Annotated in this window: 24 protein-coding genes; 12 read left to right on the top strand and 12 right to left on the bottom strand. The window is 64.9% G+C overall.

The features are described 5' to 3' along the window. Nucleotides 1–67 precede the first annotated feature (67 nt). From NLM15_RS18980 to NLM15_RS18960, 5 genes are all read left to right on the top strand, one after another. Entirely contained in the window at nt 68–1,168 is a 1,101-nt protein-coding gene (locus tag NLM15_RS18980; protein ID WP_254118581.1) for a LacI family DNA-binding transcriptional regulator, read from the top strand. 122 nt (nt 1,169–1,290) lie between these two features. Next, nucleotides 1,291–3,120, top strand: coding sequence for an IlvD/Edd family dehydratase (locus NLM15_RS18975; protein WP_254118580.1), 1,830 nt, complete (start codon nt 1,291–1,293; stop codon nt 3,118–3,120). Between the two features lie 115 nt (nt 3,121–3,235). Continuing rightward, nucleotides 3,236–3,967 carry an SDR family oxidoreductase gene (locus tag NLM15_RS18970; protein ID WP_254118579.1) on the top strand — a complete coding sequence of 244 codons (732 nt, stop codon included), beginning with the start codon at nt 3,236–3,238 and terminating at the stop codon, nt 3,965–3,967. A 124-nt stretch (nt 3,968–4,091) separates the two neighbouring features. Beyond that, nucleotides 4,092–4,838 (top strand): SDR family NAD(P)-dependent oxidoreductase, encoded by a 747-nt coding sequence (locus NLM15_RS18965; protein WP_254118578.1) that lies wholly within the window; start codon nt 4,092–4,094, stop codon nt 4,836–4,838. A gap of 7 nt (nt 4,839–4,845) precedes the next feature. After that, nucleotides 4,846–5,238 carry a GFA family protein gene (locus NLM15_RS18960; protein WP_254118577.1) on the top strand — a complete coding sequence of 131 codons (393 nt, stop codon included), beginning with the start codon at nt 4,846–4,848 and terminating at the stop codon, nt 5,236–5,238. 2 nt (nt 5,239–5,240) lie between these two features. On the opposite strand, the gene NLM15_RS18955 is transcribed toward NLM15_RS18960, so the two are convergent. Continuing rightward, the gene (locus NLM15_RS18955; protein ID WP_254118576.1) at nt 5,241–6,152 is read right to left on the bottom strand and encodes a DMT family transporter; all 912 of its coding nucleotides are present in this window, start codon (nt 6,150–6,152) and stop codon (nt 5,241–5,243) included. Nucleotides 6,153–6,241: 89 nt separating this feature from the next. On the opposite strand from NLM15_RS18955, the gene NLM15_RS18950 reads away from it, so the two are divergent. The 3 genes from NLM15_RS18950 to NLM15_RS18940 all read left to right on the top strand — a co-directional run bounded on the left by NLM15_RS18950 (nt 6,242) and on the right by NLM15_RS18940 (nt 8,351). Further along, nucleotides 6,242–7,114 carry a LysR family transcriptional regulator gene (locus tag NLM15_RS18950; protein WP_254118575.1) on the top strand — a complete coding sequence of 291 codons (873 nt, stop codon included), beginning with the start codon at nt 6,242–6,244 and terminating at the stop codon, nt 7,112–7,114. Between the two features lie 70 nt (nt 7,115–7,184). Beyond that, complete coding sequence (locus NLM15_RS18945; RefSeq protein ID WP_254118574.1) at nt 7,185–7,865, top strand: site-2 protease family protein; 681 nt, start codon at nt 7,185–7,187, stop codon at nt 7,863–7,865. A gap of 63 nt (nt 7,866–7,928) precedes the next feature. Then, nucleotides 7,929–8,351, top strand: a complete 423-nt coding sequence (locus NLM15_RS18940; protein ID WP_254124292.1) for a hypothetical protein — start codon at nt 7,929–7,931, stop codon at nt 8,349–8,351. Here the strand turns inward: NLM15_RS18940 and NLM15_RS18935 are convergent. The 6 genes from NLM15_RS18935 to NLM15_RS18910 form a co-directional block, all read right to left on the bottom strand. Beyond that, nucleotides 8,339–9,154 carry a TonB family protein gene (locus NLM15_RS18935; protein WP_254118573.1) on the bottom strand — a complete coding sequence of 272 codons (816 nt, stop codon included), beginning with the start codon at nt 9,152–9,154 and terminating at the stop codon, nt 8,339–8,341. The two genes, NLM15_RS18940 and NLM15_RS18935, sit on opposite strands and share 13 nt — an antisense overlap. Nucleotides 9,155–9,163: 9 nt before the next feature. Further along, entirely contained in the window at nt 9,164–9,619 is a 456-nt protein-coding gene (gene exbD, locus NLM15_RS18930) for a TonB system transport protein ExbD (protein ID WP_254118572.1), read from the bottom strand. Nucleotides 9,620–9,622: 3 nt separating this feature from the next. Next, the gene (gene exbB, locus NLM15_RS18925; RefSeq protein ID WP_254118571.1) at nt 9,623–10,603 is read right to left on the bottom strand and encodes a tonB-system energizer ExbB; all 981 of its coding nucleotides are present in this window, start codon (nt 10,601–10,603) and stop codon (nt 9,623–9,625) included. Then, the gene (locus tag NLM15_RS18920) at nt 10,600–11,289 is read right to left on the bottom strand and encodes a Fe2+-dependent dioxygenase (RefSeq protein WP_254118570.1); all 690 of its coding nucleotides are present in this window, start codon (nt 11,287–11,289) and stop codon (nt 10,600–10,602) included. The genes exbB and NLM15_RS18920 overlap by 4 nt, the downstream gene beginning before the upstream one ends. A 2-nt stretch (nt 11,290–11,291) precedes the next feature. Next, nucleotides 11,292–13,709 carry a TonB-dependent siderophore receptor gene (locus tag NLM15_RS18915; RefSeq protein ID WP_254118569.1) on the bottom strand — a complete coding sequence of 806 codons (2,418 nt, stop codon included), beginning with the start codon at nt 13,707–13,709 and terminating at the stop codon, nt 11,292–11,294. Between the two features lie 209 nt (nt 13,710–13,918). After that, entirely contained in the window at nt 13,919–14,158 is a 240-nt protein-coding gene (locus tag NLM15_RS18910) for a hypothetical protein (RefSeq protein ID WP_028146580.1), read from the bottom strand. 376 nt (nt 14,159–14,534) lie between these two features. On the opposite strand from NLM15_RS18910, the gene NLM15_RS18905 reads away from it, so the two are divergent. The 3 genes from NLM15_RS18905 (at nt 14,535) to NLM15_RS18895 (ending at nt 19,481) form a co-directional block, all read left to right on the top strand. After that, a complete protein-coding gene (locus tag NLM15_RS18905; RefSeq protein WP_254118568.1) occupies nt 14,535–15,707 on the top strand; it encodes an efflux RND transporter periplasmic adaptor subunit in 1,173 nt (390 codons plus the stop codon). Continuing rightward, the gene (locus NLM15_RS18900) at nt 15,704–18,850 is read left to right on the top strand and encodes a multidrug efflux RND transporter permease subunit (protein ID WP_254118567.1); all 3,147 of its coding nucleotides are present in this window, start codon (nt 15,704–15,706) and stop codon (nt 18,848–18,850) included. Before NLM15_RS18905 ends, NLM15_RS18900 begins: the two co-directional genes overlap by 4 nt. Nucleotides 18,851–18,914: 64 nt before the next feature. Beyond that, the gene (locus tag NLM15_RS18895; protein ID WP_254118566.1) at nt 18,915–19,481 is read left to right on the top strand and encodes an invasion associated locus B family protein; all 567 of its coding nucleotides are present in this window, start codon (nt 18,915–18,917) and stop codon (nt 19,479–19,481) included. An 11-nt stretch (nt 19,482–19,492) separates the two neighbouring features. Here NLM15_RS18895 and NLM15_RS18890 read toward each other — a convergent pair whose 3' ends face one another. Then, entirely contained in the window at nt 19,493–21,781 is a 2,289-nt protein-coding gene (locus tag NLM15_RS18890) for an arylsulfatase (RefSeq protein WP_254118565.1), read from the bottom strand. 88 nt (nt 21,782–21,869) lie between these two features. Between NLM15_RS18890 and NLM15_RS18885 the strand changes: the two genes are divergently transcribed. After that, nucleotides 21,870–22,556: a TetR/AcrR family transcriptional regulator gene (locus NLM15_RS18885; protein WP_375166851.1), complete on the top strand. Its 687-nt coding sequence runs from the start codon at nt 21,870–21,872 to the stop codon at nt 22,554–22,556. Here the strand turns inward: NLM15_RS18885 and NLM15_RS18880 are convergent. The 4 genes from NLM15_RS18880 to NLM15_RS18865 are packed head-to-tail and all read right to left on the bottom strand — an operon-like array spanning nt 22,538 to nt 25,845. Continuing rightward, nucleotides 22,538–23,257, bottom strand: a complete 720-nt coding sequence (locus tag NLM15_RS18880; protein ID WP_254118563.1) for an ABC transporter ATP-binding protein — start codon at nt 23,255–23,257, stop codon at nt 22,538–22,540. The genes NLM15_RS18885 and NLM15_RS18880 overlap by 19 nt on opposite strands. Beyond that, nucleotides 23,254–24,021 (bottom strand): ABC transporter ATP-binding protein, encoded by a 768-nt coding sequence (locus NLM15_RS18875; RefSeq protein ID WP_254118562.1) that lies wholly within the window; start codon nt 24,019–24,021, stop codon nt 23,254–23,256. The genes NLM15_RS18880 and NLM15_RS18875 overlap by 4 nt, the downstream gene beginning before the upstream one ends. After that, nucleotides 24,011–24,982 carry a branched-chain amino acid ABC transporter permease gene (locus NLM15_RS18870; RefSeq protein ID WP_254118561.1) on the bottom strand — a complete coding sequence of 324 codons (972 nt, stop codon included), beginning with the start codon at nt 24,980–24,982 and terminating at the stop codon, nt 24,011–24,013. The genes NLM15_RS18875 and NLM15_RS18870 overlap by 11 nt, the downstream gene beginning before the upstream one ends. Next, the gene (locus NLM15_RS18865; RefSeq protein WP_254118560.1) at nt 24,982–25,845 is read right to left on the bottom strand and encodes a branched-chain amino acid ABC transporter permease; all 864 of its coding nucleotides are present in this window, start codon (nt 25,843–25,845) and stop codon (nt 24,982–24,984) included. Before NLM15_RS18865 ends, NLM15_RS18870 begins: the two co-directional genes overlap by 1 nt. Nucleotide 25,846 lies beyond the last annotated feature (1 nt).

The following is a 25,846-nucleotide window of genomic DNA, read 5'->3' as shown; positions in this document are numbered from 1 at the left end:
TTAGTCGTTGCTGGTAGCGCTGTCAACGATCCTTTGTTTGCGGCAGTGGCTATGCTAAGAGCAGCAAATGGGTCGAAAACGCACCAAGTCAGGTAAAATCCGGCTGGCGGAAGTTGCCGAGCTTGCCGGCGTCAGCCCGATTACGGCGTCCCGGTTCTTTCGCAATCCGGAGGCGCTGTCGGTCGCCAAGCGGACGCGGGTCGAGAGCGCGGCCAAGGAGCTCGGCTATGTGCCGAACCTGGCGGCGCGGGCGCTGGCCTCGCAGCGCACCGAAGTGATCGGTGTCTTGATTCCGTCACTGACCAACAACGTGTTTTCCGACGTGCTGCGCGGGATCTATGACGCCTCCGAAGGCAGCCGGTACTCGATCCAGTTGTCCAACACACGCTACAGTATTCTCCAGGAGGAGAAGCTGCTGCGCCTGTTTCTCGCGCAGAAGCCGGCCGGACTGATCGTCACCGGCATCGACCAGACCGCGGAATCGCGCGCGATGCTGGAGGCGGCTGACTGCCCGATCGTGCAGATCATGGAGATCGGGCCCAATCCGGTCGACATGATGATCGGCTTTTCGCACTATGATGCAGCCCGCGCGGCGATTGCGCACCTGTTCGCGCAAGGCCATCGCAAGATCGGCTTCGTCGGCGCGCGCATGGATCCGCGGGTGCAGCGGCGGCTGGACGGATATGTCTCGGCCATGAAGGACGCCGGACTGTTCGAGCAGCGCCTCGTCGTCACGACGGCGACACCGACCTCGGTGACGCTCGGCGGCGCCCTGTTCACCGATCTGCTGGCGCGGGAGCCCGACATCGATGCGGTGTTCTGCGCCAATGACGACCTCGCGCTCGGGGTGCTGTTCGAATGCCGGCGCCGGGAGATCGCTGTCCCCGAGCAGATCGCGATCGTCGGATTCAACGACCTCGAATTCATGGCCTCCGCCGTCCCTACCCTCACCAGCGTGCGCACCAACCGCTACGAGATGGGCAACACGGCCGCCACCATGCTGATCGAGGCGATCGACGGACGGCGCCCGGAGCAGCCGGTGCTCGATCTCGGCTTCAAGGTGATCGAGCGGCAAAGCTCGTCGTCGCGGCGTTCGGAAAGCAGGCCGGCCGCATCGGGCGTGGGCGCGCCGAACAAAATGATAGCGTTACCAAGTGGCCAAGACTAGTATCGCACTTGTGAGGAAACGACCCGCCAGCGGGACAGCAGATCATCGCTCGCGCCGTTGGGCATCGCACAAGCCGACACCATGAGACGGACGCCAGTGCGTTTGCATTGCAGGAGAAACCAATGACAAAAAAACCAACCAATGGGCACGCGCCCGCCGGCAACGGCGCTCGCCGCCACCTCCGTTCGCAGGAATGGTTCAACAATCCGCATAATCCGGGCATGACCGCGCTCTATATGGAGCGCTACCTGAATTACGGCCTCACCCGCGCCGAACTCCAGTCCGGCAAGCCGATCATCGGCATCGCCCAGACCGGCAACGACCTCTCCCCCTGCAACCGCCACCATATCGAGCTGGCCCACCGCGTCCGCGAAGGCATCCGCGAGGCCGGGGGCATTGCGATGGAATTTCCGACCCATCCGATCCAGGAGACCGGCAAGCGCCCGACCGCGGCGCTCGACCGCAACCTCGCCTATCTCGGCCTCGTCGAGATCCTCTACGGCTACCCGCTCGACGGCGTGGTGCTGACCACCGGCTGCGACAAGACCACGCCGGCCTGCATGATGGCGGCGGCGACCGTGAACCTGCCCGCGATCGTGCTGTCGGGCGGCCCGATGCTGAACGGCTGGCATGCCGGCGAGCGCACCGGCTCCGGCACCATCGTCTGGAAGTCGCGCGAGCGGCTTGCCGCCGGCGAGATCGACTATGAAGAGTTCATGGAGATCGTGGCCTCCTCGGCGCCGTCGGTCGGCCATTGCAACACCATGGGCACCGCCTCGACCATGAACGGGCTGGCCGAAGCGCTCGGCTTCTCGCTGCCGGGCTGCTCGGCGATCCCCGCGCCCTATCGCGAGCGCGGCCAGATCGCCTATGAGACGGGAAAACGCATCGTCGATATGGTCTGGGAAGACCTCAAGCCCTCGGACATCCTGACCCGCAAGGCGTTCGAGAACTGCATCGTGATCAACTCGGCGATCGGCGGCTCGACCAACGCGCCGATCCACATCAATGCGCTGGCCCGCCACATCGGCGTCGAGCTGTCGATCGACGACTGGCAGAAAGTCGGCCACGACGTGCCGCTGCTGGTCAACATGCAGCCGGCCGGCTTCTATCTCGGCGAGGAATTCCACCGCGCAGGCGGCGTGCCGGCGGTGGTGCGCGAATTGATGAAGCACAAGCGCATCCACGAGGACGCGGTCACCGTCAATGGCCGCGGCATCGGCGAGAACTGCAAGGATGCGCCGGTCCCCGACAACGACGTGATCTGGAGCTACGACAAGCCGCTGGTGAAGGACGCCGGCTTCCTGGTGCTGAAGGGCAATCTGTTCGATTCCGCGATCATGAAGACCAGCGTGATCTCCAAGGAATTCCGCGACCGCTATCTGAGCAACCCTGGGGATCTCAACGCCTTCGAGGGCCGCGCCATCGTGTTCGAGGGTCCCGAGGATTATCACGAGCGGATCGACGATGCCTCGCTGGACATCGACGAACGCTGCGTGCTGTTCATCCGCGGCACCGGCCCGATCGGTTATCCCGGCGGCGCCGAGGTCGTGAACATGCAGCCGCCGGCTGCGCTGATCAAACGCGGCATCCTGTCTCTGCCCTGTATCGGCGACGGCCGCCAGTCCGGCACCTCGGGCTCGCCCTCGATCCTGAACGCCTCGCCGGAAGCCGCCGCCAATGGCGGTCTCGCGATCCTCAGGACCGGCGACAAGGTGCGCATCGACCTGAACAAGGGCAGCGCCAATATTCTCATTTCGGACGACGAAGTGAAGAAGCGCCACGCCGAGCTGATGGCCGATGGCGGCTTCAAGCATCCGGCGAACCAGACGCCGTGGCAGGAGATCTATCGCAACACCGTCGGCCAGCAGTCGACCGGCGCCTGCATGGAGCTCGCCACGCGCTACCAGAATGTCGCCGGCACCTTTGGTGTGGCGCGGGATAATCACTGAAGCAGGCATACGTAGCCCGGGTGAGCGAAGCGACACCCGGGACATCCGCTCCCGGATATCGCGCTCGCGCGCTCATCCGGGCTACGGCAATGAGGAAATCGAGGAGAAGAAGAACATGGCAGACCGCCTCAAGGGAAAGCGCGCCGTCGTCACGGCCGCTGCGGCAGGCATCGGGCGCGCATGCGCCATTGCATTCGCACGTGAGGGCGCAACCGTAATCGCGACCGACATCAACGAGAGCGGCATCGCGAGCCTGGCCAAGGAAGGCATCGCCGAGGTCGCGAAGCTCGACGTCCGCAACACCGCCGACGTCAACGCCTTCGCCAAGCGCATCGGCAAGGTCGACATCCTGCTCAACGCGGCGGGCTTCGTGCACCACGGCACCATCCTGGAGTGCTCGGAAGAGGATTTTGACTTCTCGTTCGATCTCAACGTCAAATCGATGCACCGGACCATCAGGGCGTTCCTGCCCGAGATGCTGGCGGGCGGCGGCGGCAGCATCGTCAACATCTCGTCCTGCGCGGCACTGCGGCCGCCGGCCAACCGCTATGTCTACAGCGCCTCGAAGGCGGCAGTGTCGCTGCTGACGCGCGCGGTCGCGCTCGACTTCATCACCAAGGGCATCCGCTGCAACTCGATCTGCCCCGGCACCGTCGAGACCCCGTCGATGCTCGACCGCGCCGCGGCGCAAGGTCCGCAGGGCAAGGAAATGTTCGTCTCCCGCCAGAAGATGGGCCGGCTCGGCACCGCCGACGAAATCGCATCCATGGCGGTCTATCTCGGCAGCGACGAAAGCGCCTTCACCACCGGCGTCGACCTCGTCGTCGACGGCGGCTACATGCTCTGATCAACTCCTCATCCCGAGCAGGCGCGACAGCGCCGTCTCGAGGGATGGGCCACGGGCTCTATGGTTCGAGACGCGCGCCGAGGGCGCGCTCCTCACCATGAGGGATAGATAAGGGGATTTTTCAATGAACAAGATCGATCTCAACGACCGCGTCGCTGTCGTCACCGGCGGTGCGCAGGGCTTTGGCCGCGCCATCACCCAGCGCTTCGTTGCATCAGGCGCCAAGGTCGCGATCTGGGATTTCGACTCGGCCCTCGCCGAGAAGACCGCCCGTGAGATCAGCGAGAACGTTCGCGTCTTCAAGGTCGACGTCACCGACGCCGCAGGCGTCGAGCAGGCGCGCGATGCGACGCTCGCCGCCTTCGGCAAGATCGACATCCTCGTCAACAATGCCGGCATCGCCGGCGTCAACAAGCCGGTCTGGGAGACCGATCTCGAGGAATGGCGGAAAGTCCTGCGCATCAATCTCGACGGCCCCTTCATCTGCTGCAAGGCGATCGTGCCCACGATGCTCAAGCAGAAATACGGGCGGATCGTGAACATCGCCTCGATCGCCGGCAAGGAAGGCAACCCCAATGCATCGCACTATTCGGCGTCCAAGGCCGGACTGATCGCGCTGACGAAATCGCTCGGCAAGGAGCTCGCCGCGCACGACATCCTCGTCAACGCGGTGACGCCGGCGGCGGCGAAGACCGCGATCTTCGACCAGATGACGCAGCAGCATATCGACTTCATGCTGTCGAAGATCCCCAAGGCGCGCTTCGTGCTGGTGGAGGAGCTCGCCGCGATGGCGGCCTGGCTCGCATCCGAGGACTGCGCATTCTCGACCGGCGCCGTGTTCGATATTTCGGGCGGACGGGCGACCTATTGAGGACACCATGATCCGGGAAGGCGGATGCCTGTGCGGCGCGGTGCGGTTCAAGGCAGAGGGCGAGCCGCTCAACGTCCGGGTCTGCCATTGCCGCCTCTGCCAGAAGGCGATGGGCTCGCCCTATTTCGCTCGCGCGCAGTTCGACCAGCGCGCACTGACCGTCGAGGGCGAGACCGGCCGCTTCGCATCGTCCGAGAATATCGATCGCGTGTTCTGCAAGCGCTGCGGCACGCGACTGTTCTCGTGGCGGCGCAACGGCACGCTGGCGGGCGTGGCGCTCGCCACGTTCGACGATCGCAACGCCTTTGCGCCGACCGAGCACATCTGGGTCTCGGAAAAGCTCGTCTGGGTGAAGCTCGACGACGGTCTGACGCAATATCAGGGGACGATCCCGGCCTGATATCAGGTCTTGCCTGACACGGGCGTGCTTGCCGCCTGCACACGCCGGCCGGTTGTCGTCGCGATCCAGATCCCGGCAAAGACCGCGATGATGCCGGCTGCCAGATTCCAGCGCAGCGGCTCGTTGAGCAGCCAGGTCCCGACCAGCGATGCCGTGATCGGATTGACCGTCACAGAGATCGCCACGCGTGTCGGCGTCGTCCGCTCCAGCGCGAAGGCCCAGAGATAGAAGGTCAGCGCCGCGCCGAAGGCGCCGAGATAGAGGGCCGCCAGCCATTGCGGCGCGCCGAAGCCGGCCACGGGCGCAAAACTGCCGCGGACGCAAGACAGCAGGATGAGGCAGACCGCACCTGCCGCCATGCTCACCGTGGTGAAGGCGATCGGCCCGGAGCGCCGGATCAGCGGCTTCGACCAGATGCCGTAGAGCGCCATGCACAGCGCGGCCGCCATCATCAGGAGATCACCGCGCCAGGCGCCTGACGGTGCCGAGGTCAGATCGGAGAGAAGCGCGACGGCAACCCCGCAAGTTGCGATCACGACACCGATTGATTTGCGCCAGGTCAGCACTTCGGCACCGAGCGCGGCCCCGATCACCAGCGACAGCAGCGGAAGCGTCGACAAGGCGAGCGCACCGCGCGCCGCGGTCGTGAAGATCAGCGATGCATTGAACAGGATCGGAAACAGGGCGAAGAACAGAACGCCGAGCCCGATGGCGGCGGCCCAGTCCCCTCGCCCCGGCCAGCGATCGCCGCGCAGCAGTGTCAGCGGCAGCAGCAGGAGAAGGCCGATGCCGAACCGGAACGAGCCGATTGCCAGTGGATCGAGGCTGCTCACGAGATAACGCGTGGCGCCGATCGAGGTGCCGCCAAGGCCGCTCGACAGCACGGCGGCCAGAACGCCAGAAATTTCGCCCACACGTCCTCCCGCCAATGCCTTGAACGCAGCATACGAGGCACGCCGAAACAGGGAATGGAATTTCCGTCATGCCGGGATAAGATTTCGTCATGACCGCGTCCTCGCTCGATCCCGATCTGCTGAAGGCCTTTCTCAGCGTTGCCGAGTATCGCTCGTTCACGCGTGCGGCCGCGACGCTCAACCGGACGCAGTCGGCGGTGAGCGTCCAGATCAGGCGTCTGGAGCAGCGGCTTGGCACAAAGCTGTTTCAGCGCACCAGGGCCGGCGTCGCGTTGACCGCGGCGGGCGATGAGCTCCTTCTTTACGCAAGGCGGCTGCTCGACCTCAATGCAGAGGCCGTCGATGCGCTGCGGACGCGCAAGCGCGACGCCGTGGTCCGTCTCGGCGTGATGGATGATTACGGCACGATCGTCATTCCGCCCTTGCTCGCAAGCTTTGCCCGAAGCCATCCTGAGATCCGGGTCGAGATCGAGACCGGGCTGACCGCGACGATGCCGGCACGGCTCGGCGAAGCCTATGACCTCGTCATCGCCATGCACCCGGAAGGACGCGGCGACGGCGAGTTGCTCCGGCGCGAGCAAGCGGTCTGGGCCGCGGCCAATGCGTATCCAGTCGCAGCGCACGGCACGCTGCCCGTCGCGCTCTACCCGCCCGGCTGCCTGTTTCGGCAATGGGCCGCCGAAGCCCTCGATGCCGTCGGCCGGCCGTGGCGGCTGGCGTTTGTCAGCCGAACGCTTGCAGCGGTGGAGGCGATCGCGGCGCAAGGTCTCGCGGTCACGGTGGTGAAAGCCGGCAACCTGCCCCCTCGCCTGCGCATCCTCTCCGAAGGCGACGGCCTGCCGCCGCTGCCGGCGGGGGACATCCACCTTCATCGCGCGCGCAACCTGTCGCGTGCGGGCGGCCTGCTGGCGGATCATTTACAGGTTGGGATTTCGGAACCGGCGTCCCATATGCTGACCTGACGCGTCGCCCCACCACCGGATTGGCCGGATTGGCTGCAAGGCCGCGAGGCAGAACCGGGACGGACGAGCCGTGAACGTTTCCTTCTATGACATTTCGGTGTGGGTGCTGCCGCTGGTGCTCGCCATCACCTTCCACGAGGCCGCGCACGCCTTCGTCGCATACCGTCTCGGTGACAACACGGCCTGGCAGCTCGGCCGCGTCAGCTTCAACCCGCTCCGCCACATCGACCCGTTCGGCACCTTGATCCTGCCGGCGATGCTGCTTTTCGCGCATTCGCCGTTCCTGTTCGGCTATGCCAAGCCGGTGCCGGTCAATTTCCGCAAGCTGAACCACCCGAAGCTCGACATGGTCTGGGTCGCACTGGCCGGGCCGGCCACCAACATCCTGCTGGCGCTCGCGGCGGCCCTCGCCCTCCACGCCCTGCCCTGGGCGCCGGCCGGCTCCGCCCAATGGATCTTCGATAACCTCAAGAATGCACTGCTGATCAACGCGATCCTGGCGGTGTTCAACATGATGCCGATCCCGCCGCTCGACGGCGGACGGGTCGCGGTCGGGCTGTTGCCGCGGCCGCTCGCCATGCCGCTGGCCCGGCTCGAACCGTTCGGAATGTTGATCCTGATCGGCCTGTTGATCCTGCTGCCTCTCGCGGGCTCGCAGTTCGGTCTAAATCTTGATGTTATTTCAGCAATACTGCGAACGTTGACCGGTTATGTGATTCAGGCTGTTCTCTTCCTGACCGGCAATGCGTAGTTGAACAGCGACACCCGAACACACGCCGAAGGGCTCGAGGCCGACTTGGTCAAAGCTGCCGATATGCTGATCGCGCGACGCGCCGATACCCGCGCCCGCGCCGATTTTGCCACCTGGAAGATGATGGCCAAGCTCAACGGGGCATCCGCCCTGCCTCCGGAGGCCCAGGAGTTCCTCGCCAGCTACAAGAACCTGCTGGCGCAGATGAGCGAGGGCGAGGCCACCGAGGCCACCATCGGCGCGATCTACAAGGCCTACTATGCCGAGATGGGCGGCGCGGGAACCCCGCCCGATGTCCGCCCCCGCGCGCCTGAAACCGCGGCGGACAATGTTACCGCTTTCCGCCGCCCGGCCCCGAAGCCGAAGAAGATTGCCTCCTCCGGAGCGGCGGCGTTCGGTGCAGTCCAGAAAAGGCCGCTGCCGGTGGCGCTGATCTTCGCCTGCCTGGTCGTGGTCTATGTCGGGATCCGGCTCTACTGGCGCTGAGCCGACTTCTTCTTTTTCTTCTCGTCCGGCGGCTTGAACATGATCTCGACGGTGCGTTCGAACCGATCGTCGGTCAGCCCGGCAGGCGGTATCGGGAAAGGATCGGACTTGTGGACCATGGAGATCGCGGCGGCGTCGTAAGCCGCATCCCCGGACGACTCGATGACGTCGACCGAGATCACGTTCCCCCTTCGGTTGAGCGCGAAACTCACCTTTGCGGTCTGGTTGCTCGGCACCTTGCCCTCCGGATTGACCTTGTGCGCGGATAGATGCGCGCTGATCTTGCGGTTCCAGTCAGCCGTAATCCTCAGGATGTCCTTGCCGATGCCAATGACAGGCGCCAGCGCCTTCTCGGCCTCGCGCGCATCCTCATCGAGGGTCTGCCGCGCCGTCGCAACCGATTTCGGCGATGCCTCGGCAGCCGGAGTTTCAATCGCCTGAATCTTCGGTTCGTCTTCCGTCGGCTTCTTCGCGTTGTTCTCGGTCACGACCCGGTCGGGATCCTCGACCTCCTGTGACTGGTCCTTTGGAAGCTCCGTCTCCTTGGTCTCGGCCTTTTGCTCGGGAAGCGCCTGCTGCTCCTGCATGGCCTCGCTGTCGGGCCCGGGCGGCAAATCGGTCTCGGGCGCCTTGGGCGAGGCCATCTCCACGGCGAACTCTGCACCGATCGCGCCAAGGCCATCGTCGTCATCGTCGGTTCGCAAATGGGCCAGCGCAAGCGCAGCGCCGCCCAGATGGAGTCCGAGCGCCGCCACTGCCGCCAAAATCCAAAGCTTCCGGGATGGTCTGGGTTCGTCGGACATCGCGGGCCTCTAAGGCTGGGCGGCGCCTGCCGCGGGCATCCCCGGAGCGCCTTCCAGCGCAACCAGCTTCACCCGGGTATAGCCGCCCGCGCGCAAGAGCTCCATGACGCCCATCAACTCGCCATACGGCACCGAACGATCGGCACGCAGGAAAACGTACTTGTCCTTGGCCATGTCGGACATTCCGTCGAGCGTCCCGATCAGCTCGGTCCGGTGGACCGGGTTCTCTCCGATGGCAAGCGTCAGATCCGGCTTGATGCTGAGATAGGTCGGCTTGTCCGGCTTCTTCTGCGGCGTCGCGCTCGACGTCGGCAGATCGATCGGCAGGTCGACCGTGGAGAGCGGCGCTGCGACCATGAAGATGATCAGCAGCACCAGGATGACGTCGATGAACGGCGTGACGTTGATGTCATGCGTCTCGGAGAAATCGTCGTCGTCATCGTTGTCTGCGAGCGAAACACCCATGGTTCACTCCGCTGCGCGCGAATGCACGCTGCCGTGGCTGCGGTCGAGATCGCGCGACAGCAACCGTCCCGCCGCGCCCGAGGCACGGCTGACGAGCTCGAGATAGCTCTTCGTCATGCGCGAGAAGTGGTTGTAGATGATGACCGCGGGAATGGCGGCGACGAGACCGATCGCGGTGGCGAGCAGCGCCTCGGCGATGCCGGGCGCGACGACGGCAAGGTTCGTGGTCTGCGACTTCGAGATGCCGATGAAGCTGTTCATGATGCCCCACACGGTGCCGAACAGGCCGACGAAGGGCGACGTGGAGCCGATGCTCGCGAGCACGCCCATGCCGATGCGGATGCGCCGCGCCTCCGCGCGCACGATCTCTTGGAAGCTCGAGGCGGCGCGCTCCTTGATGCCGGCATCGCTGGACAGGCCGGCCGACATCCGCGCCTCGCGCAGCGCCGCCGCCAGGAAGGACGGCAGGACGCCCTGCTTGGCGCCGAGCGCCATCTGCGCTTCCGCGAGCGACCGTGCCTCCGCGATCTTCTTCAGTGCCGAACGCAGCCTGGACGAAGCAGCCGACAATTCGATCGACTTGGCGATAAAGACGGTCCAGGTCATCAGCGAGGCGAAGGCGAGCCCGATCATCACCGCCTTCACGACGACGTCGGCCGACATGAACATCACCCAGGGTGACAATTCCTTCATGCCGGGCACGCCAACGGTCACGGCCTCCGCCTTCGCGGCCGCCGGGTTGGTGGCTGCAGGCGATGCCGTCTGAGCAGAGGGAGCGGTTGCAGCGGGAGCGGTCGAAGCCGCAGGCGCGGCGGCCAATGGCGCGGGAGCCGGGCTAGCCGGGGGCGACTGGACCTGTGCCGGCTGGGCCTGTGCCGGCGGCGCCGGTGCGGGCTGTGTCTGGGCAGAAACAGGGGATGCGAGCCAGGCGGCCGCCAGCATCACAGCGGCGGCAAGGCTTGCTTGGGGGGACATGATCTTCATACTTCTGCCCAGTATCGAATGAGGTTGTGATAGATACCCGTCAATTTGACCGTCTCGGGATCGTCACGCCCGAGCCTTTCCACCAGCGCCTGTATCGCGGTGTCGAGGTCAAAGATCATGCTCCGGGCTTGATCGTCCCGTATCATGCTCTGAAGCCAGAAGAAAGACGCAACCCGCGTTCCGCGGGTCACCGGCGTGACGAGATGCAGGCTGGTCGAGGGATAGAGCACGCAGTCGCCTGCTGGCAACTTGACTTCGTGCGAACCGTAGGTGTCCTCGATCACAAGTTCGCCACCGTCATACTCGTCCGGCTCGGCGAGGAACAGCGTGACCGACAGGTCTGTGCGGATGCGAAGACCTGTCAGGCGGTCGCCGCGGATCGCATTGTCGACGTGCAGGCCGAAATGGTGGCCGCTGCTCGCCGCATAGCGGTTGAACAGCGGCGGGAAGATCTGGAGCGGGATCGCCGCTGCCAGGAACCGCGGGTTCGACGTCAACGCCGAAATGATGCGGTGACCGAGCTTGCGCGCGACCTCGCTGTCGGGCGGCAATTGCTCGTTGCGCTTCACGATGGCCGACTGCGCACCCGCGGTGGAGCGGCCGTCCTCCCAGTCGCTGGCGTTCATGATGCGGCGGAAATCCGCCACATCATCTTTGCTGAGAACGCCAGGCAGGCACGTCAACATGATCAGAACTTCGCTGTTGTTACGATGTAGAACGCCCGGCCCGGCGCGACCGCCACGAACGGCGTCGCGCTGCGATAGAGCGTGTCGTAATAGAGCTTGTTGGTGAGGTTCTGGGCGTAGAACTTCATGGTCCAGTTCTTGTCGATCTTCTTCTCGATGAACGCGTCGAAGCGCCAGTAGCTCGGGATCAGCGTGCCGGTGTTGGCGCCGAAGGTGCCGCCATAGACCTTGGAGCGGAACACCGCCTGGCCGCCGAGCTCCCAATCGCCGTCGAACTTGTACTTGCTCAAGAGGCTGAACGACTGGTGGGCGACGTTGGCGAGCGGCAGGCCGACATTGCCGGCGATGTTGCTCTTGGTCACCTTTGACTCCATCAGCACGATGCCGCCGAAGATGCTCCAGCGGTCGGTCAGCTTGCCGCTGGCCTCGATGTCGATACCCTGGATCTGGTAGGCCGCGCCCGATGTCAGCGTGGTGCCGACGGTCTCGCGCGCATTGTCCTTGGTGGTCCGGAACAGCGCGCCGCTGACCAGCAGGTGACGGTCGAACAGCTCCCATTTGGTGCCGACTTCCGCCGCCTTGTTCTGTTCGGGCCCGAGGATCGTGGTGCCGGTCGGCGGAGACGAGCCGTAATCCGTGCCGGTTGCGTCGAGCTCGGAACCGAACGGATTGGTCGAGGTCGCATAGGCCGCATAGAGGCTGCCGATCGGAACGGGCTTGTAGACGATGCCGGCGTTGTAGTTGACGAAGTCCGAGTCGACGCTGCTCGAAGCCGCGGCAATCGACGATTTCAGCTTATAGCTGTCCCAGCGCACGCCGCCGTTCACGATGATCGTGTCTTCCCAGTTCGCGGTGTCCATTACGTAGACGGCGCCGCTGTCGACGTTGTAGCGGGTCGGATCGCCGCCGAGCACCGGATTGAACGGGCCGGGAGTGTAGGTGTAGCCGGGTGAGTACATGTTCTGGAGCGTCAGGGCGCCATTGCTGTTGGAGCCGGCACCGAACGCTTCCGACGAAAGGCCGGTGTAGCGGCCAATGCCGATGCGTTCATTGGACACCTCGAGCCCGGTCACCGCCGTATGCTTGACCGATCCCGTGTTGAACTTGAACGCGGCCTCTTCCTGGTTGGCGATGACGTCAACCCACTGGTTGCGGCTCTGCGCGCTCGCGGTGATGGTCCACTTCGTCGGATCAGGATTGGTCGTGATCGGCGACTGCGGCAGCGTGCCGATATATTCCAGCGTCGACTGCTCCATGCGGGTCCGGCTGATCAGGGTGATGTTGTTGGTCGGCTTGTACTCGCCCGTAAGCGTGCCGAAATCCTGCCGCGCGGTCTGGAAGTCGCGATTGAGGAAGCCGTACCAGGTCCCGCGCGGAATGCCCGCTTCCGTGGCCGGCACGTTGCCCTGCTTGTAGTACGGCACGCCGAAATCGGGATAGCCGCTGAGGTCGGTGTGAACGTAGTTCGTGGTGATCTTGATGTCGGTGGTCGGGGTGTACTTGGTCGAGATGAAGGTACCCCAGCGATTGTCGGTCACGAAGTTGCGGCCGGCAACGTTGGCGTCCTGGAACAGGCCGCCAACGCGCACCGAGAAGGTCGGGTCGACGACCTGGTTGACATCGATCGTGACGCGCTTGGTCATGTCGGTGCCGAAGGTGGTCTCGGCGTTCTGGAAGTTGCGATCGGTCGCCTGCTTGGTGACGATGTTGATCGCACCGCCCGCAGTGCCGCGGCCCGCATAGGACGAGGCCGGGCCGCGCAGGATCTCGAGCTGCTCGGTGAAGAAGTTCTCGCGGATCGAGACCGCGGGATCGCGGATGCCGTCGATGAAGACGTCGTTGCGCGCGTCGAAGCCGCGGATGAAGAAGCGGTCGCCGAACGCGTTGCCACCTTCACCCGAGCCCAGCGTCACGCCCGCGGTCGAGCGCCCGATCTCCCTCAGCGTCGTGGCGTTCTTGTCGTCGAGGATTTCCTTGCTGAGCACGGTGATGGTCTTGGGCGTGTTCAGAAGCGGCTCGGGAAACTTGTTCGAAGCCTGGACGCGGTCGACCTTGTAGGGCGCGGCCGGGTCGGCATAGGGATCGGCGTCGGCGGGGCCTGATGGCGTGGTGGAAGCCGTCTGCTGCGCCTGCTGGCGCTGCGCGGCGCGGCGAACCGCGTTGCGGGCGCGGACCTGCTCCGGCGTGGGCTTCGAGGCGGCCGGACGCGGCCGTTCGACGGGAGCATCGACCGTCACAGGCGGCAGGTTCGACTGCTGCGCCTGCGCGCCGCTCGACACCGACGCAGCCGCGATCAGGCTCGCGACCGCCGAAACCTTCTTGCCAGAAATTCCCGCGAACTTGTCATCCGTCGGATTGAACGCTGCGACCGAACGCAACGACTTCGGTGCGACCACCTGCCCCATTACCAAACGCCCCATATTCTTGTTCGCTCATTCACTTCGACGAACGATGGGTGTTGGTATCGGCCGCAAAATAGCCGGTCAATGCGGGCGACCCGCGAGAACCCCGGAATAAGTCCAGATCAAAACGATTCTAAATTGGACTTTGAAATCGTTCTAAATAGAGATTGGATTCATTCTAAAACGAGCACGAAAAATACTGCCAAATCAGCGCCGCGCGCGCGGCATCAATCGCTGCTCGGCGGCTTCATCAGCGAGAACAATTCGTCGACGGTTTTCTGCGCAACGGCGCGCACGCGGTCACTGTTGTCCATGCCGGCGATATTGACGCCGTTGACGACGGCTTTGATCTCGTCGCGGAAGTCGGTCAGGAATCGCAAGGGATCGCGCTGCTCGTTGGCGACGCGTGCGATCAGTCCCGTGATCAGAATCTGACACGCGATCAGCTTGCCGTTCAGCTCGTCCATCCTGCGCTCCCCTTGTGGTGGGGGCCGATATGACCGATGCGGATTTTCCTGACAACCGAAACGCCGCGCTCGCGATTTAGAACCGTTCTTGCAACTCGTCGCGTCCGGCTCATCTGCGAGGCGTGACCCGGCCCGCGCACACCACGTCCGAGCATTGCCTAGGATTTGCGCGCGGATCGCTCGCGCCGGGAAAATGCAGCACTGCACACCGCCGCGCCAGAGGGTTGCCTAGGCGATGCAAAGCTTTCCAATTGTTTAGGATTCCCGACCGATAGTGCTGTTTACACTGGAACTTGGCGTGTATTATACAAGCGCGCTGGAACCCTATGATTGCCCCACAATTCGTAGTTTTGGGCACACGAGCCAACGAGCCGATATGAAAAAATCGCGGCCGCTTCTCTGGATTGTCATTGTCGCCGCGTTGGCCACCGCGGGTTACTACGGTTGGCAGAAATACGGATCGCCCGAGGGCGGAAAAACCCAGACCGCCCAAAAGGGCCCGCCCCGCGCTTCGGCTATCCCGGTCAGCGTTTCGCCGGTCCAGAAGACTGACTTCCCGGTCTACCTGACCGGTCTCGGCACGGTCCAGGGCTTCAACACCGTGCAGGTCCGGAGCCGGGTTGACGGCCAGATCGACAAGATCGCCTTCACGGAAGGCCAGATCGTCAAGCAGGACGAGCTTCTGGTCTCGATCGACCCCCGGCCCTACCAGGCCACGCTCGACCAGGCCAAGGCCAAGAAGGCACAGGACGAGGCCAACCTCGCCAACGCCAATCTCGAACTCCAGCGCGCCATGAGGCTCGGGGAATTCGCGACCGCGCAGCGGGTCGATACCCAGCGCTCGACGGTCGCCCAGCTCAACGCCCAGATCGCCGCCGACGAAGCCGCGATCTCCAACGCCCAGACCCAGCTCGACTACACCCAGATCAAGGCGCCGATCACCGGCGTGGCCGGGCTGCGCCTCGTCGACATCGGCAACATCGTCAACGCCTCCACGCAGACGGGAATCGTCACGATCTCGCAGGTCGAGCCGATCTCGGTGATCTTCACCGCGCCGGAGGATCAGCTGCCTTATATCAGCGAAGGCCAGAAGGCCGGTGCGCTCAAGGTGATCGCGTTCACCACCGACGGCAAGAAGACGCTGGCCGAGGGCAAGCTCGCGGTCATCAACAACCAGGTCGACACGACCAGCGGGACTATTCGGCTCAAAGCGGTGTTCGACAACAAGGAACACACGCTGTGGCCGGGCCAGTCGGTTTCGACGCGCCTTCTGGTCCGCACCCTGAAGGACGCGACCGTGGTTCCGGACGACGCGGTTCAGCATTCGACCAACGGCCTCTACGCCTATACCGTCAATCAGGACAACAAGGCCGAAGTGCACAAGATCAAGGTCAGCTACGCCATCGACGGTCGTTCGGTGGTCGATGAAGGCTTGAGCCCGGGTCAGCAGGTGATCACCGGCGGTCAGTTCAAGGTCCAGCCCGGAAGCCTCGTCTCGACGGCCGTTGCAAGCTCGGATCCAAGCCAGAACAAGGTACGACAGGAATGACCGAGGGCGGGATTTCGGCACCTTTCATCCGTTATCCCATCGGCACCTCGCTGCTGATGGCGGGCATTCTGTTCGTCGGTCTCGTCGCCTATCCCCTGCTGCCGGTCGCGCCGCTGCCGCAGGTGGACTTCCCGACGATCCAGATCACCGCCAATTTGCCCGGCGGCAGCCCGGAGACGATGGCCTCGTCGGTGGCCCAGCCCCTGGAGCGGCAATTCGCCCAGATCCCCGGCATCGCCCAGATGACCTCGACGAGTTATCTCGGCACCGCCTCGATCACGATCCAGTTCGATCTCAACCGCAGCATCGACGGCGCCGCCAACGACGTGCAAGGCGCCATCAACGCCGCCAGCGGCCAGTTGCCGAAGAACCTGCCTTCGCCGCCGACCTACCGCAAGGTCAACCCGGCCGACGCGCCGATCCTGCTGCTGTCGGCGACATCGGAGACGCTGCCGCTGACCAGCGTCAGCGACGCCGTCGACGCCCAGCTCGCCCAGCAGATCAGCCAGCTCTCGGGCGTAGCCCAGGTGTTCATCGGCGGCCAGCAGAAGCCCTCCATCCGCATTCAGATCGACCCGGCGAAACTCGTCGCCAAGGGCCTGTCGATGGAGGACGTGCGCAGCCAGATCGCAATCACCACGGTCGACAGCCCCAAGGGCAATATCGACGGGCCGAAGCGCGCCTATACGATCTACGCCAACGACCAGCTCACCCAGTCCAAGGACTGGAACGACGTCATCATCGCCTATCGCAACGGCGGCCCGTTGCGAATCCGCGACATCGGCCAGGCGGTCAGCGGCGCTGAAGACGCCAAACAGGCGGCCTGGGCCAACGGCAAGCGCGGCGTGTTCCTGGTGGTGTTCAAGCAGCCGGGCGCCAACGTCATCGAGACCGTCGACCGGATCAAGGCGACCTTGCCCCGGCTCGTCGCGGCAATCCCGCCCGCGATCAAGATCGAGCTCATCAGCGACCGCACGACGACGATCCGCGCCGCGGTCGAGGACGTCCAATTCACACTGCTCTTGACCATCGCCCTCGTGGTCATGGTCATCTTCATCTTCCTGCGCAGCTTCTGGGCGACGGTCATTCCCACCATCACGGTTCCACTGGCGCTATTGGGCGCGTGTGCGCTCATGTGGGTGGCCGGCTATTCGCTCGATAATTTGTCGTTGATGGCGCTCACCATCGCGGTCGGTTTCGTCGTCGACGACGCCATCGTGATGCTCGAGAACATCACGCGCTACATCGAGGAAGGCGAATCGCCGATGGCGGCCGCCTTCAAGGGCTCCAAGGAAATCGGCTTCACCATCGTCTCGATCAGCATCTCGCTGGTCGCGGTGCTGATCCCGCTGCTGCTGATGGGCGGCATCATCGGACGCCTGTTCCGCGAGTTCGCCGTCGTGCTGGCGATGACCATCTTCGTGTCGATGTTCGTCTCGTTGACACTGACGCCGATGATGGCCTCGCGCTTCCTGCGCGCCCATGGCGAGGTGACCCACGGCAAGTTCTACCAGTGGAGCGAACGCGGCTTCGACGGCTTGCTGCGCGGCTATGAATACGTGCTCGACCACGCGCTGGCCTGGCGGCGCACCACGCTCACGATCTTCTTCGCCACGCTCGCTTTGTCGGTCTACCTGTTCGTCCTGATCCCGAAGGGCTTCTTCCCGCAGCAGGACGTCGGCCTGATCACCGCGACCTCCGAAGCCTCGCAGGACATCTCTTTCGCCGAGATGCAGCGGCGCCAGGTCGAGCTCGGCAAGATCGTGATGGATGATCCCGACGTCGCCACGATCGCGATGAACATCGGCGGCAGCGGCCGCGCCGGCAACAACGGCAATATGTTCATCACGCTGAAGCCGCGCAACGAGCGCAACGCATCGGCGCAGGAGATCATTGCCCGGCTGCGTCCCAAGCTCGAGAAAGTGTCGGGCGCCCGCCTCTACATGCAGGCGGCCCAGGACGTCCGGCTCGGCGGCCGGCCGACGCGCACGCAGTTCGAATTCACCCTGCAGGATGCCGATCTCGCCGAGCTCAACGACTGGGCGCCGAAGATCCTCGCCAAGATGCAGACGCTGCCGCAATTGCGGGACGTCGCGACCGACCAGCAGACGCAGGGCACCACGGTCCAGCTCAAGATCAACCGCGACACCGCATCGCGCTACGGCATCCAGCCGCAGCTGATCGACGACACGCTGTATGACGCGTTCGGACAGCGCCAGGTGACGCAATATTTCACCCAGCTCAACACCTACAAGGTGATCCTCGAGATCCTGCCGGAGTTGCAGGGCAGCCTCGAGAGCCTGAACAAGCTCTATGTGAAATCGCCGCTGACCGGCGACCAGGTGCCGCTGTCGACCTTTGCGACCTGGACCACCGATCCGGTCCGCCCGCTCTCGATCAGCCACCAGGGCCAATTCCCGGCGATCACGATCAGCTTCAACCTCGCGCAGGGCGTCGCGCTCGGTCAGGCCACCGAGGCCGTGCAGAAGGCGATGGCCGATCTCGGCGCACCTCCGACCCTGAATTCGAGCTTCCAGGGCACCGCGCAGGCGTTCCAGCAATCGCTCGGCACCGTGCCGCTGTTGATCCTCGCAGCCCTTGTCGTGGTCTATTTGATCCTCGGCATCCTCTACGAGAGCTACATCCATCCGATCACGATTCTGTCGACCCTGCCCTCGGCCGGCGTCGGCGCGCTCCTGATCCTGATGGCGGCCGGCTTCGACTTCAGCCTCATTGCATTGATCGGAATCATTCTCCTGATCGGCATCGTGAAGAAGAACGGCATCATGATGGTCGACTTCGCGATTGCCGCCGAGCGCGACGAGCACAAGACGCCGGAGGAATCGATCCGCCAGGCCGCGCTGCTGCGCTTCCGGCCGATCATGATGACGACGATGGCCGCCCTGCTCGGCGGCGTGCCGCTGATGCTCGGCCACGGCACCGGCGCGGAGATCCGCCAGCCGCTCGGCTACGCCATGGTCGGCGGCCTGATCGTCAGCCAGGCGCTGACGCTGTTCACCACCCCGGTGGTCTATCTCTATCTCGACGAGCTCAATAACTGGTTCTCGGGCTGGGGCCGTTCGGGCGACGGCGAAGGTCACGAGACGCAAGAGCACGGCAGCGTTAAGCAAGCCGCCGAGTAAGCTTGCGCCGCGGCTTCCGCGACGCTACAGCGGGGCCCTCGGTTCACGCCAACGCGGTTTCGCCATGTCCATGCAATCCAGACTTGTAGCCCTCGCCGCCGTTCTGCTGTTGTCGACAGGCGGTGCGTACGCCCAGCAGAGCGCCAAGAAGAACTCCTCTGCGCCGGCCGCACAGCCCACGCCTGCCCCGACGCAGCCACAGGCTGACGGTGCTCCGGCGCAGCAGGCGGGCTGGGTCGTGCGCTGCACCAGCGTCAGCCGCGACGCGCCGCTCGAATGCGCGATGGAGCAGAACGCGGTGCTGACCAAGACCGGCCAGACCATCGTGCTGATCAACATTCGCATCGCGCCCGACACCCGCACGCCGGTGGCGCTGCTGCAATTGCCGCTCGGTCTCAACCTTCCCATCGGCGCCAAGCTCCAGGTCGACGAGGGCAAGTCCGTCGATCTCCAGATCCAGACCTGCGAGAACCGCGGCTGTTACGCCTCGACGCCGATCGCGGCGGACCTGCTGGGCGCCTTGAGGTCGGGCAAGCAGTTGAAGGTCTCCTTCCAGAACATGGCCAAGGAGACGATCGCGATCCCGATGCCGCTGGGCGATTTCGCGGCAGCCTACGACAAGATCAAGTAAGGCGTTTCCCGTTACTGCCGCGCCATCTGCGCGTTGCCGACGGCATCGCCGTCGAGCCGCTGGTCGTCGTGCATGGTCACGGTGACGCGCAGCAGCCGCCCCTCGAATTCGAACGGGGCCTCGTAGTGCGACACGGGGCTGCCGCGATCGCGGCCGATGTCGAGGCCGGACCACGAGATCAGCGTGTGGAAGCCGAGCTGGGTCTGGAGCGAACCCGCCGGCTCGCCGTCGATCAGCAGCGTGTATTCGGTAACGCCGGTACGCGAGCCCTTGGCCGGCGGCTCCTTGCGCAAGAGACGCTCGACATGCGCCCCGAGCCGCCGCGCGCCTGACGGCACTTTCCGGTCCGACCGAACGATCTGATGGCTACCGCCGATGTTGAGGTCGTGCACGAGGTGGCCGTCCTTGACGTAGAGGCTGTAGCCCGACGTCGCATCGCCGTGCGAGATCAAGACGCCATCGCCGCCTTGCTCGTCGATCTCGACATGCGCCTCGATCGTGTAGCTGCGGCTGCGCACGTCCGGCGCGACGTCGGTCGGCACGTGGCCCATGCCGGCGTGGAAGACGAAATGGTGGCGCGCACCGTGGAAGCGCGCGGCGTTCTCGGCAAAGGGCGGCCCGAAGCGGTCGTCGAGCGGCAGCACCTTGTGCTTCTCGGCCTCCGCCCACCAGGTCGCGATCATCGCGGCGAGACGCTCCGGCTCCCTGGCCGCGAGATCGTTGGTCTCCGAGAAGTCCTCGTCGAGATGGAACAGCTCCCATTTGTCGTTCTCGAACGGCGTGCCCGAGGGATGGAAGGCGACCGCCTTCCACCCGCCCTGCCAGAGCCCGCGATGGCCGAACATCTCGAAATATTGCGGCGAGCTCTTTGAAGGCGCGGACGCATCATTGATCGAGCGCGCAAAGCTCTCGCCTTCCAGAGGCATCTGCGCGCAGCCTGCGATTTCATTCGGCGCCTCGATGCCGATCAGTTCGAGCAGCGTCGGCGTGAGATCGCTGGCATGGACGAACTGGTGCCGCAGCTCGCCTTTGCCTGCGATCCGCTTCGGCCAGCTAATGACGAAGGGATCGCGGATGCCGCCGCCATGGGTGTTCTGCTTGTAGCGCCGCAGCGGCGTGTTCGACGCCATCGCCCAGCCATGCGGGAAATTGCTGTGGGTGTCGGGCCCGCCGATGTCGTCGATACGGGCAAGCTTCTCCGCGATCGGCTCCGGCTTGAAGTTGAAGGGACCCATCGCATTGACGAAGCCGAGCGGCCCGCCCTCCTGGCTCGCGCCGTTGTCGGACATCACGATGATCACAGTGTTGTCGCGGATGCCGGCAGTCTCCAGGAACGCGACGAGGCGCGCCAGATGCCGATCGGAATGGTCGAGCATGCCGGCGAAGGCCGCCTGCAGGCGCGTGAACACGCGGCGCTCGTCGGCCGAATGCTCCTCCCACGCCTTCACGCCGTCATTGCGCGCGGGCATCCGCGTTCCCTCCGGCACCAGCCCCATCGCCTTCTGCCGCGCCAGACGCTGCTCGCGCTCGACGTCCCAGCCATGCGCGAAGGCGGCATCGTAGCTTCTGATGATATCCATCGGGGCCTGGTGCGGCGCATGGCAGGCGCCCAGAGCGACCCAGGTCAGCCAGGGAACGTCGGGACGGTCGGCAACGTGATCGCCGATGAAGCGGATCGACTGGTCGATCAAATCCTCGGTCAGGTGATAGCCGTCCGCATAGGTGCCCGGAGGATCGATATGCGTGTTGTCGGAGACAAGCTCGGGCGCGTACTGGTCCGTCTCGGCATCGAGGAAGCCGTAGAAGCGATCAAAACCGCGGCCGAGCGGCCAGCCGTCGAACGGGCCGGTGGCGCCGCTCTCGGTCAGCGGCGTGACGTGCCATTTGCCGACCATGTAGTTGCGATAGCCATGGACGCGCAGCATCTCGGCCAGCGTTCCCGCCTCGCGCGCGATCTTGCCGCGATAACCGGGATAGCCGGAATCGAAATTGGCCAGACACCCGACGCCGACCGAATGATGGTTGCGCCCGGTCAGCAGCGCCGCGCGCGTCGTCGAGCACATCGCAGTGGTGTGGAAGCCCGAGTAGCGCAGCCCTTCAGCGGCGAGCCTGTCGATGGTCGGCGTCTTGATCGCGGAGCCATAGCAACCGAAATCGGAGAAGCCGACATCGTCGAACAGCACGACCAGGATGTTCGGCGCGCCCGCGGGCGGCCGTGGCGCCTCCGGCCACCAGGGCTTTGAGTCAGCAACCGTCTTGCCGACGGTGCCGCGGAACGGCGCGGTGCTGCCTGCGCTCATCTGCTCCTCCCCGTGCATTTGGCCGCCGCGGTTGACCTGCGGCTCGCCCATAAATTATAATCCGAATTATGATTATGCTTTAGCACGGATGCAAGAGCGGATGCGGCTACTCCGAGAGGAATCCGAACTTCGCGATTTCGACCTGCCGGGCGTTGCCCCGTCGCGCCAGAAACGCAGCCGCGAGACGACGCTGGCGCTGCTGCGCGCCGGCGCCGGCATGCTGCGGACGCGCAGCCTTGCCGAGCTTTCGATCGAGACGCTCTGCGCTGAGGTCGGCGCCACCGTCGGCGCCTTCTACAGCCGGTTCGAGAGCAAGGAGGCCTATTTCAACGCGCTGATGGCGCTGGCCGCGCGCGACGGCGAGCAGCGGCTCAGTGAAATGAGGCCGCCATCACCGGATACGAGCCTCGACAAGCGATGCCACATCGTCGTCAGCGGCATCATCGCCTGGATGCGCAACCACGAGGGCGTGCTGCGCGCCGCGCTCCAGCACGACGACACCCGCCCGGACAAATGGACACCGTTCAAGGCGCTCGCGAAAGCGACCACGATGCGCGCCACCCCTCTCCTGCTGCCGGCCATGGGCAAGGGCCGCAAGGCCGCCAAGGCCCGCGCCATCGCGTTCGGCTTCCAGGTCGTGCTGGGCACGCTGGTGAACGCGATCCTCAACGATCCCGGACCGCTGTCGCTTTCGTCGAAAGAGATGGAGACGCGGCTTGCCGGTTGCCTGCTGCTGCTGCTCCAGGCGGAAATTAGTCAGTCGACGCCGAGATAGGCTTTCTGCACCTGCGGGTCCTCCGCGAGTGCCGCGGCCGTCCCAGTCAGCACGCTCTTGCCGACCTGAAGCACCGTCGCAAAGTCCGACACCTCCAACGCCAGCTCGATCGACTGCTCGGCGAGCAGGATGGTCAGGCCCTCGCGATGCAAACGGCCGAAGGTCTCGTACATGGACTCGACCACTGCCGGCGCAAGGCCGAGCGATGGCTCATCCAGCATCAGGAGTTTTGGGTCGCTCATCAGCGCGCGGCCGACCGCGAGCATCTGCCGTTCGCCGCCGGACATGGTGCCGGCGCGCTGGTTGCGGCGCTCCTTCAGGCGCGGAAAGATCTCGTAGACGCGTTCGAGCAACGTGGCCTGACGGGACTTGTCGTGCAGCGGCGTCGCGCCGAGCATGAGGTTGTTCTCGACGCTCTGCTGCACGAACAGCCGCCATCCCTCCGGCGACAGCGCAAGCCCCTTGCGCACGATCGCAAAGGCCTTCTGGCCAGCGATGTCCTCGCCGCGAAAGCTGATCGAGCCGGAATGCACGGGAATGAGGCCCGCGATCGCGTTCAGCGTCGTGGTCTTGCCGCCGCCATTGGAGCCGAGCAGCGCGACGACGCTGCCTTCGGGCACCTCGAGCGAGACATCGGAGACGCCGATGAGGTCGCCGTAGCGCACCTCAAGGTGCTCGATCCTGAGCAATGGCCCGCTCATAGGTCCGGCCCGCCCATCAGCTCGACCGGCGTGTGCCCCGCGGCCGCCTTGGCGGCGCGGGTGCCGAGATAGGCGGCGATCACCGCCGGATTGGAGGTGACCTCGCGCGGCGAGCCGCGGGCGATCTCCTTGCCCTGGTGAAACACCATCACGCGGCTCGCCAGCGACATGATCACTTCCATGATGTGCTCGACGATGACGAGCGTGATGCCGGAACGGTGGATCTCGCGCACGAGATCGATGGCCAGTCTCACCTCATGCGCGTTGAGGCCGGCCATGGCCTCGTCGAGCAACAGCACCTTCGGTTCGGTCGCCAGCGCGCGGGCGATCTCCAGCCGCTTGCGGCCGGGCGTGCCGAGCGAGCGCGCCGGCGCATCCGCGAGCCTGCTCATGCCGACGCGCTCCAGCACCGCGCGCGCCTTGGTTTCGGCCTCGGCGCGGTGCGAGGTGCGCAGGAAGGCGCCGATCATGACGTTCTCGAGCACCGTCATGCCCTCGAAGGTCTGCGGCACCTGGAAGGTGCGGGCCAGCCCAAGCCCGGCGCGCTGCTCCGGCGCGAAGTCGGTGATGTCGGTCCCCTCGAACAACACGCGGCCTGCGGTGGTCTCGAGGTCGCCGGTGAGGCAGTTGAAGAAGGTCGATTTTCCGGCGCCGTTCGGACCGATCAAGCCGAGAATGTCGCCCTGCTCCAGCGTGACGGAGGCATCATCGACCGCCTTGAAGCTGCCGAACGCCTTTGTGATTCCGCGTGCCTCAAGGAGCATGGCCGGCTCCCTTGTCAGCATTGGTCTTCCTGCGTCCCGCGAACAGGCTGAGCAGGCCGCCCGGCTGGAAGCGCGCGATCAGCACGATGATCGCGCCGTAGACCACGAAGGTCAGGCCGGCACCTTTGCCGCCGAGCCAGCTGTTGGAGATCTCCTCCAGCGGCACGAGGATCGCGGCCCCGACCAGCGGACCGAACAGCAGCCCTGCCCCGCCCAGCGCCGCCATGATCAGGATCTTCACCGAGATCAGGATTCCGAGGCCGGACTCCGGATCGACGAAACCGAACATCATCGCATAGAGCGCGCCGGCGACGCTCGTCAGCGCCGCGCTCAGCATGTAGGCGTAGAGTTTGGTGCGGCTGGCAGGCGCGCCAAGCGATCGTGCGGCGCGCTCGGAATCCTTGATCGCGCGCAGGTAAAATCCCATCCGGCTGTTGGTCATCCACCAGGTGATCAGAAGCGTGATCACGAGCACGGCGAGGAAGAGATAATAATACGGCAGCGACGACAGGAACGAGAGATCGAAGATGTTGCGCGGCACGGTCGGACCGGAAAGGCCGACGGCCGCGCCAAGCCATTCGGTGTTGGTCACGATCAGCCGCATGGTCTCAGCCACCGCGATCGTCGCCATGCTGAAGTAATGGCCCGACAGCCGCAGCGTCGGCACGCCGACGATCGCGGCAAGCCCGACCGCGAGCACGATACCGCCGGGAATGCCGAACAACGGGGACAGGCCGAATTTTGCGTAGGAGCCCATCGCGGCATAGGCGCCGCAGCCGAAGAACACGACATGGCCGACCGAAACCTGGCCGGCATAGCCGCCGACGATGTTCCAGGCCGACGCGGCGATGGCATAGAGCAGCACCAGCGCGCCCAGGCGCTGCTGGAACGGCGAGGACAGCAGCAGCGGATAGGCGATCGCCAATGCGGCGACGACCGAGAGCCAGATCCAGCGTCGCATCACATCTTCCCCATCAGGCCCTGTGGCCGGAACCAGAGGAAGAACAGGAACAGCACATAGACCACGATGTCCTTGTAGACGGCTCCGATCAGATAACCGGAGAGCGACTCGATTACGCCGATCAACAGGCCCGCCACGAGCGCGCCCGGCACGCTGCCAAAACCGCCGAGCGACACCGTGACGAAGGCGACGATGCCGAGCGTCTCGCCGACCGTCGGCACAATGTAGAAGAAGTTCGCGATCAGCGCGCCAGCAAGGCCCGTGGCGCCGGCCGCGATGGCCCAGGCGATCGCCTGCATGGTGTCGGGCCGGATGCCCATGAGCTGAGCCGCGGTCTGATCCTCCGCCACCGCCAGCATTTTCGAGCCCAGCGATGTGCGCGTCAGGAGCAGATGGAGGCCGAACGTCACCAGCAGCGCGACGACGCCGGCAAGCAACCGCGAGGCTTCGATGCGCAGGCCCGCAAACGCATAGGTGCCGCCGACGATGTTCGGCGGCATCGACAGGAAGTTGGCGCCGAACCACCAGAACACGGAATAGCGCAAGAGCAGCGCGAGCCCGAACGTGCCGAGGATCTGCGCCAGCATCGGCCCCTTCATGATGTCGCGGATCAGGGCGAAATAGACCACGACGCCGACGGTCGCGAGCACCAAGGTCGCCAGCGGCGCGCCAAGGATCGGCCCTCCCCCCATCAGGGTGTAGACGACATAGGCCACATACATGCCGAGCATGACGAAGTCGCCATGCGCGAAATTGACGATGTTCATCATGCCCCACACAAGCGTGAGGCCGGAAGAAAACAGGGCGTAGACGGCACCGAGCAGAAGCCCGCCGGCGATCACCTGCACGAGAACAAAGGACATG

It is taken from the genome of Bradyrhizobium sp. CCGB20 (assembly GCF_024199855.1).
In the GTDB taxonomy this organism is placed as follows: Bacteria; Pseudomonadota; Alphaproteobacteria; order Rhizobiales; family Xanthobacteraceae; genus Bradyrhizobium.
Note: the sequence above shows the minus strand (reverse complement) of the source record. Positions and strands in the feature narration are given on the sequence as shown.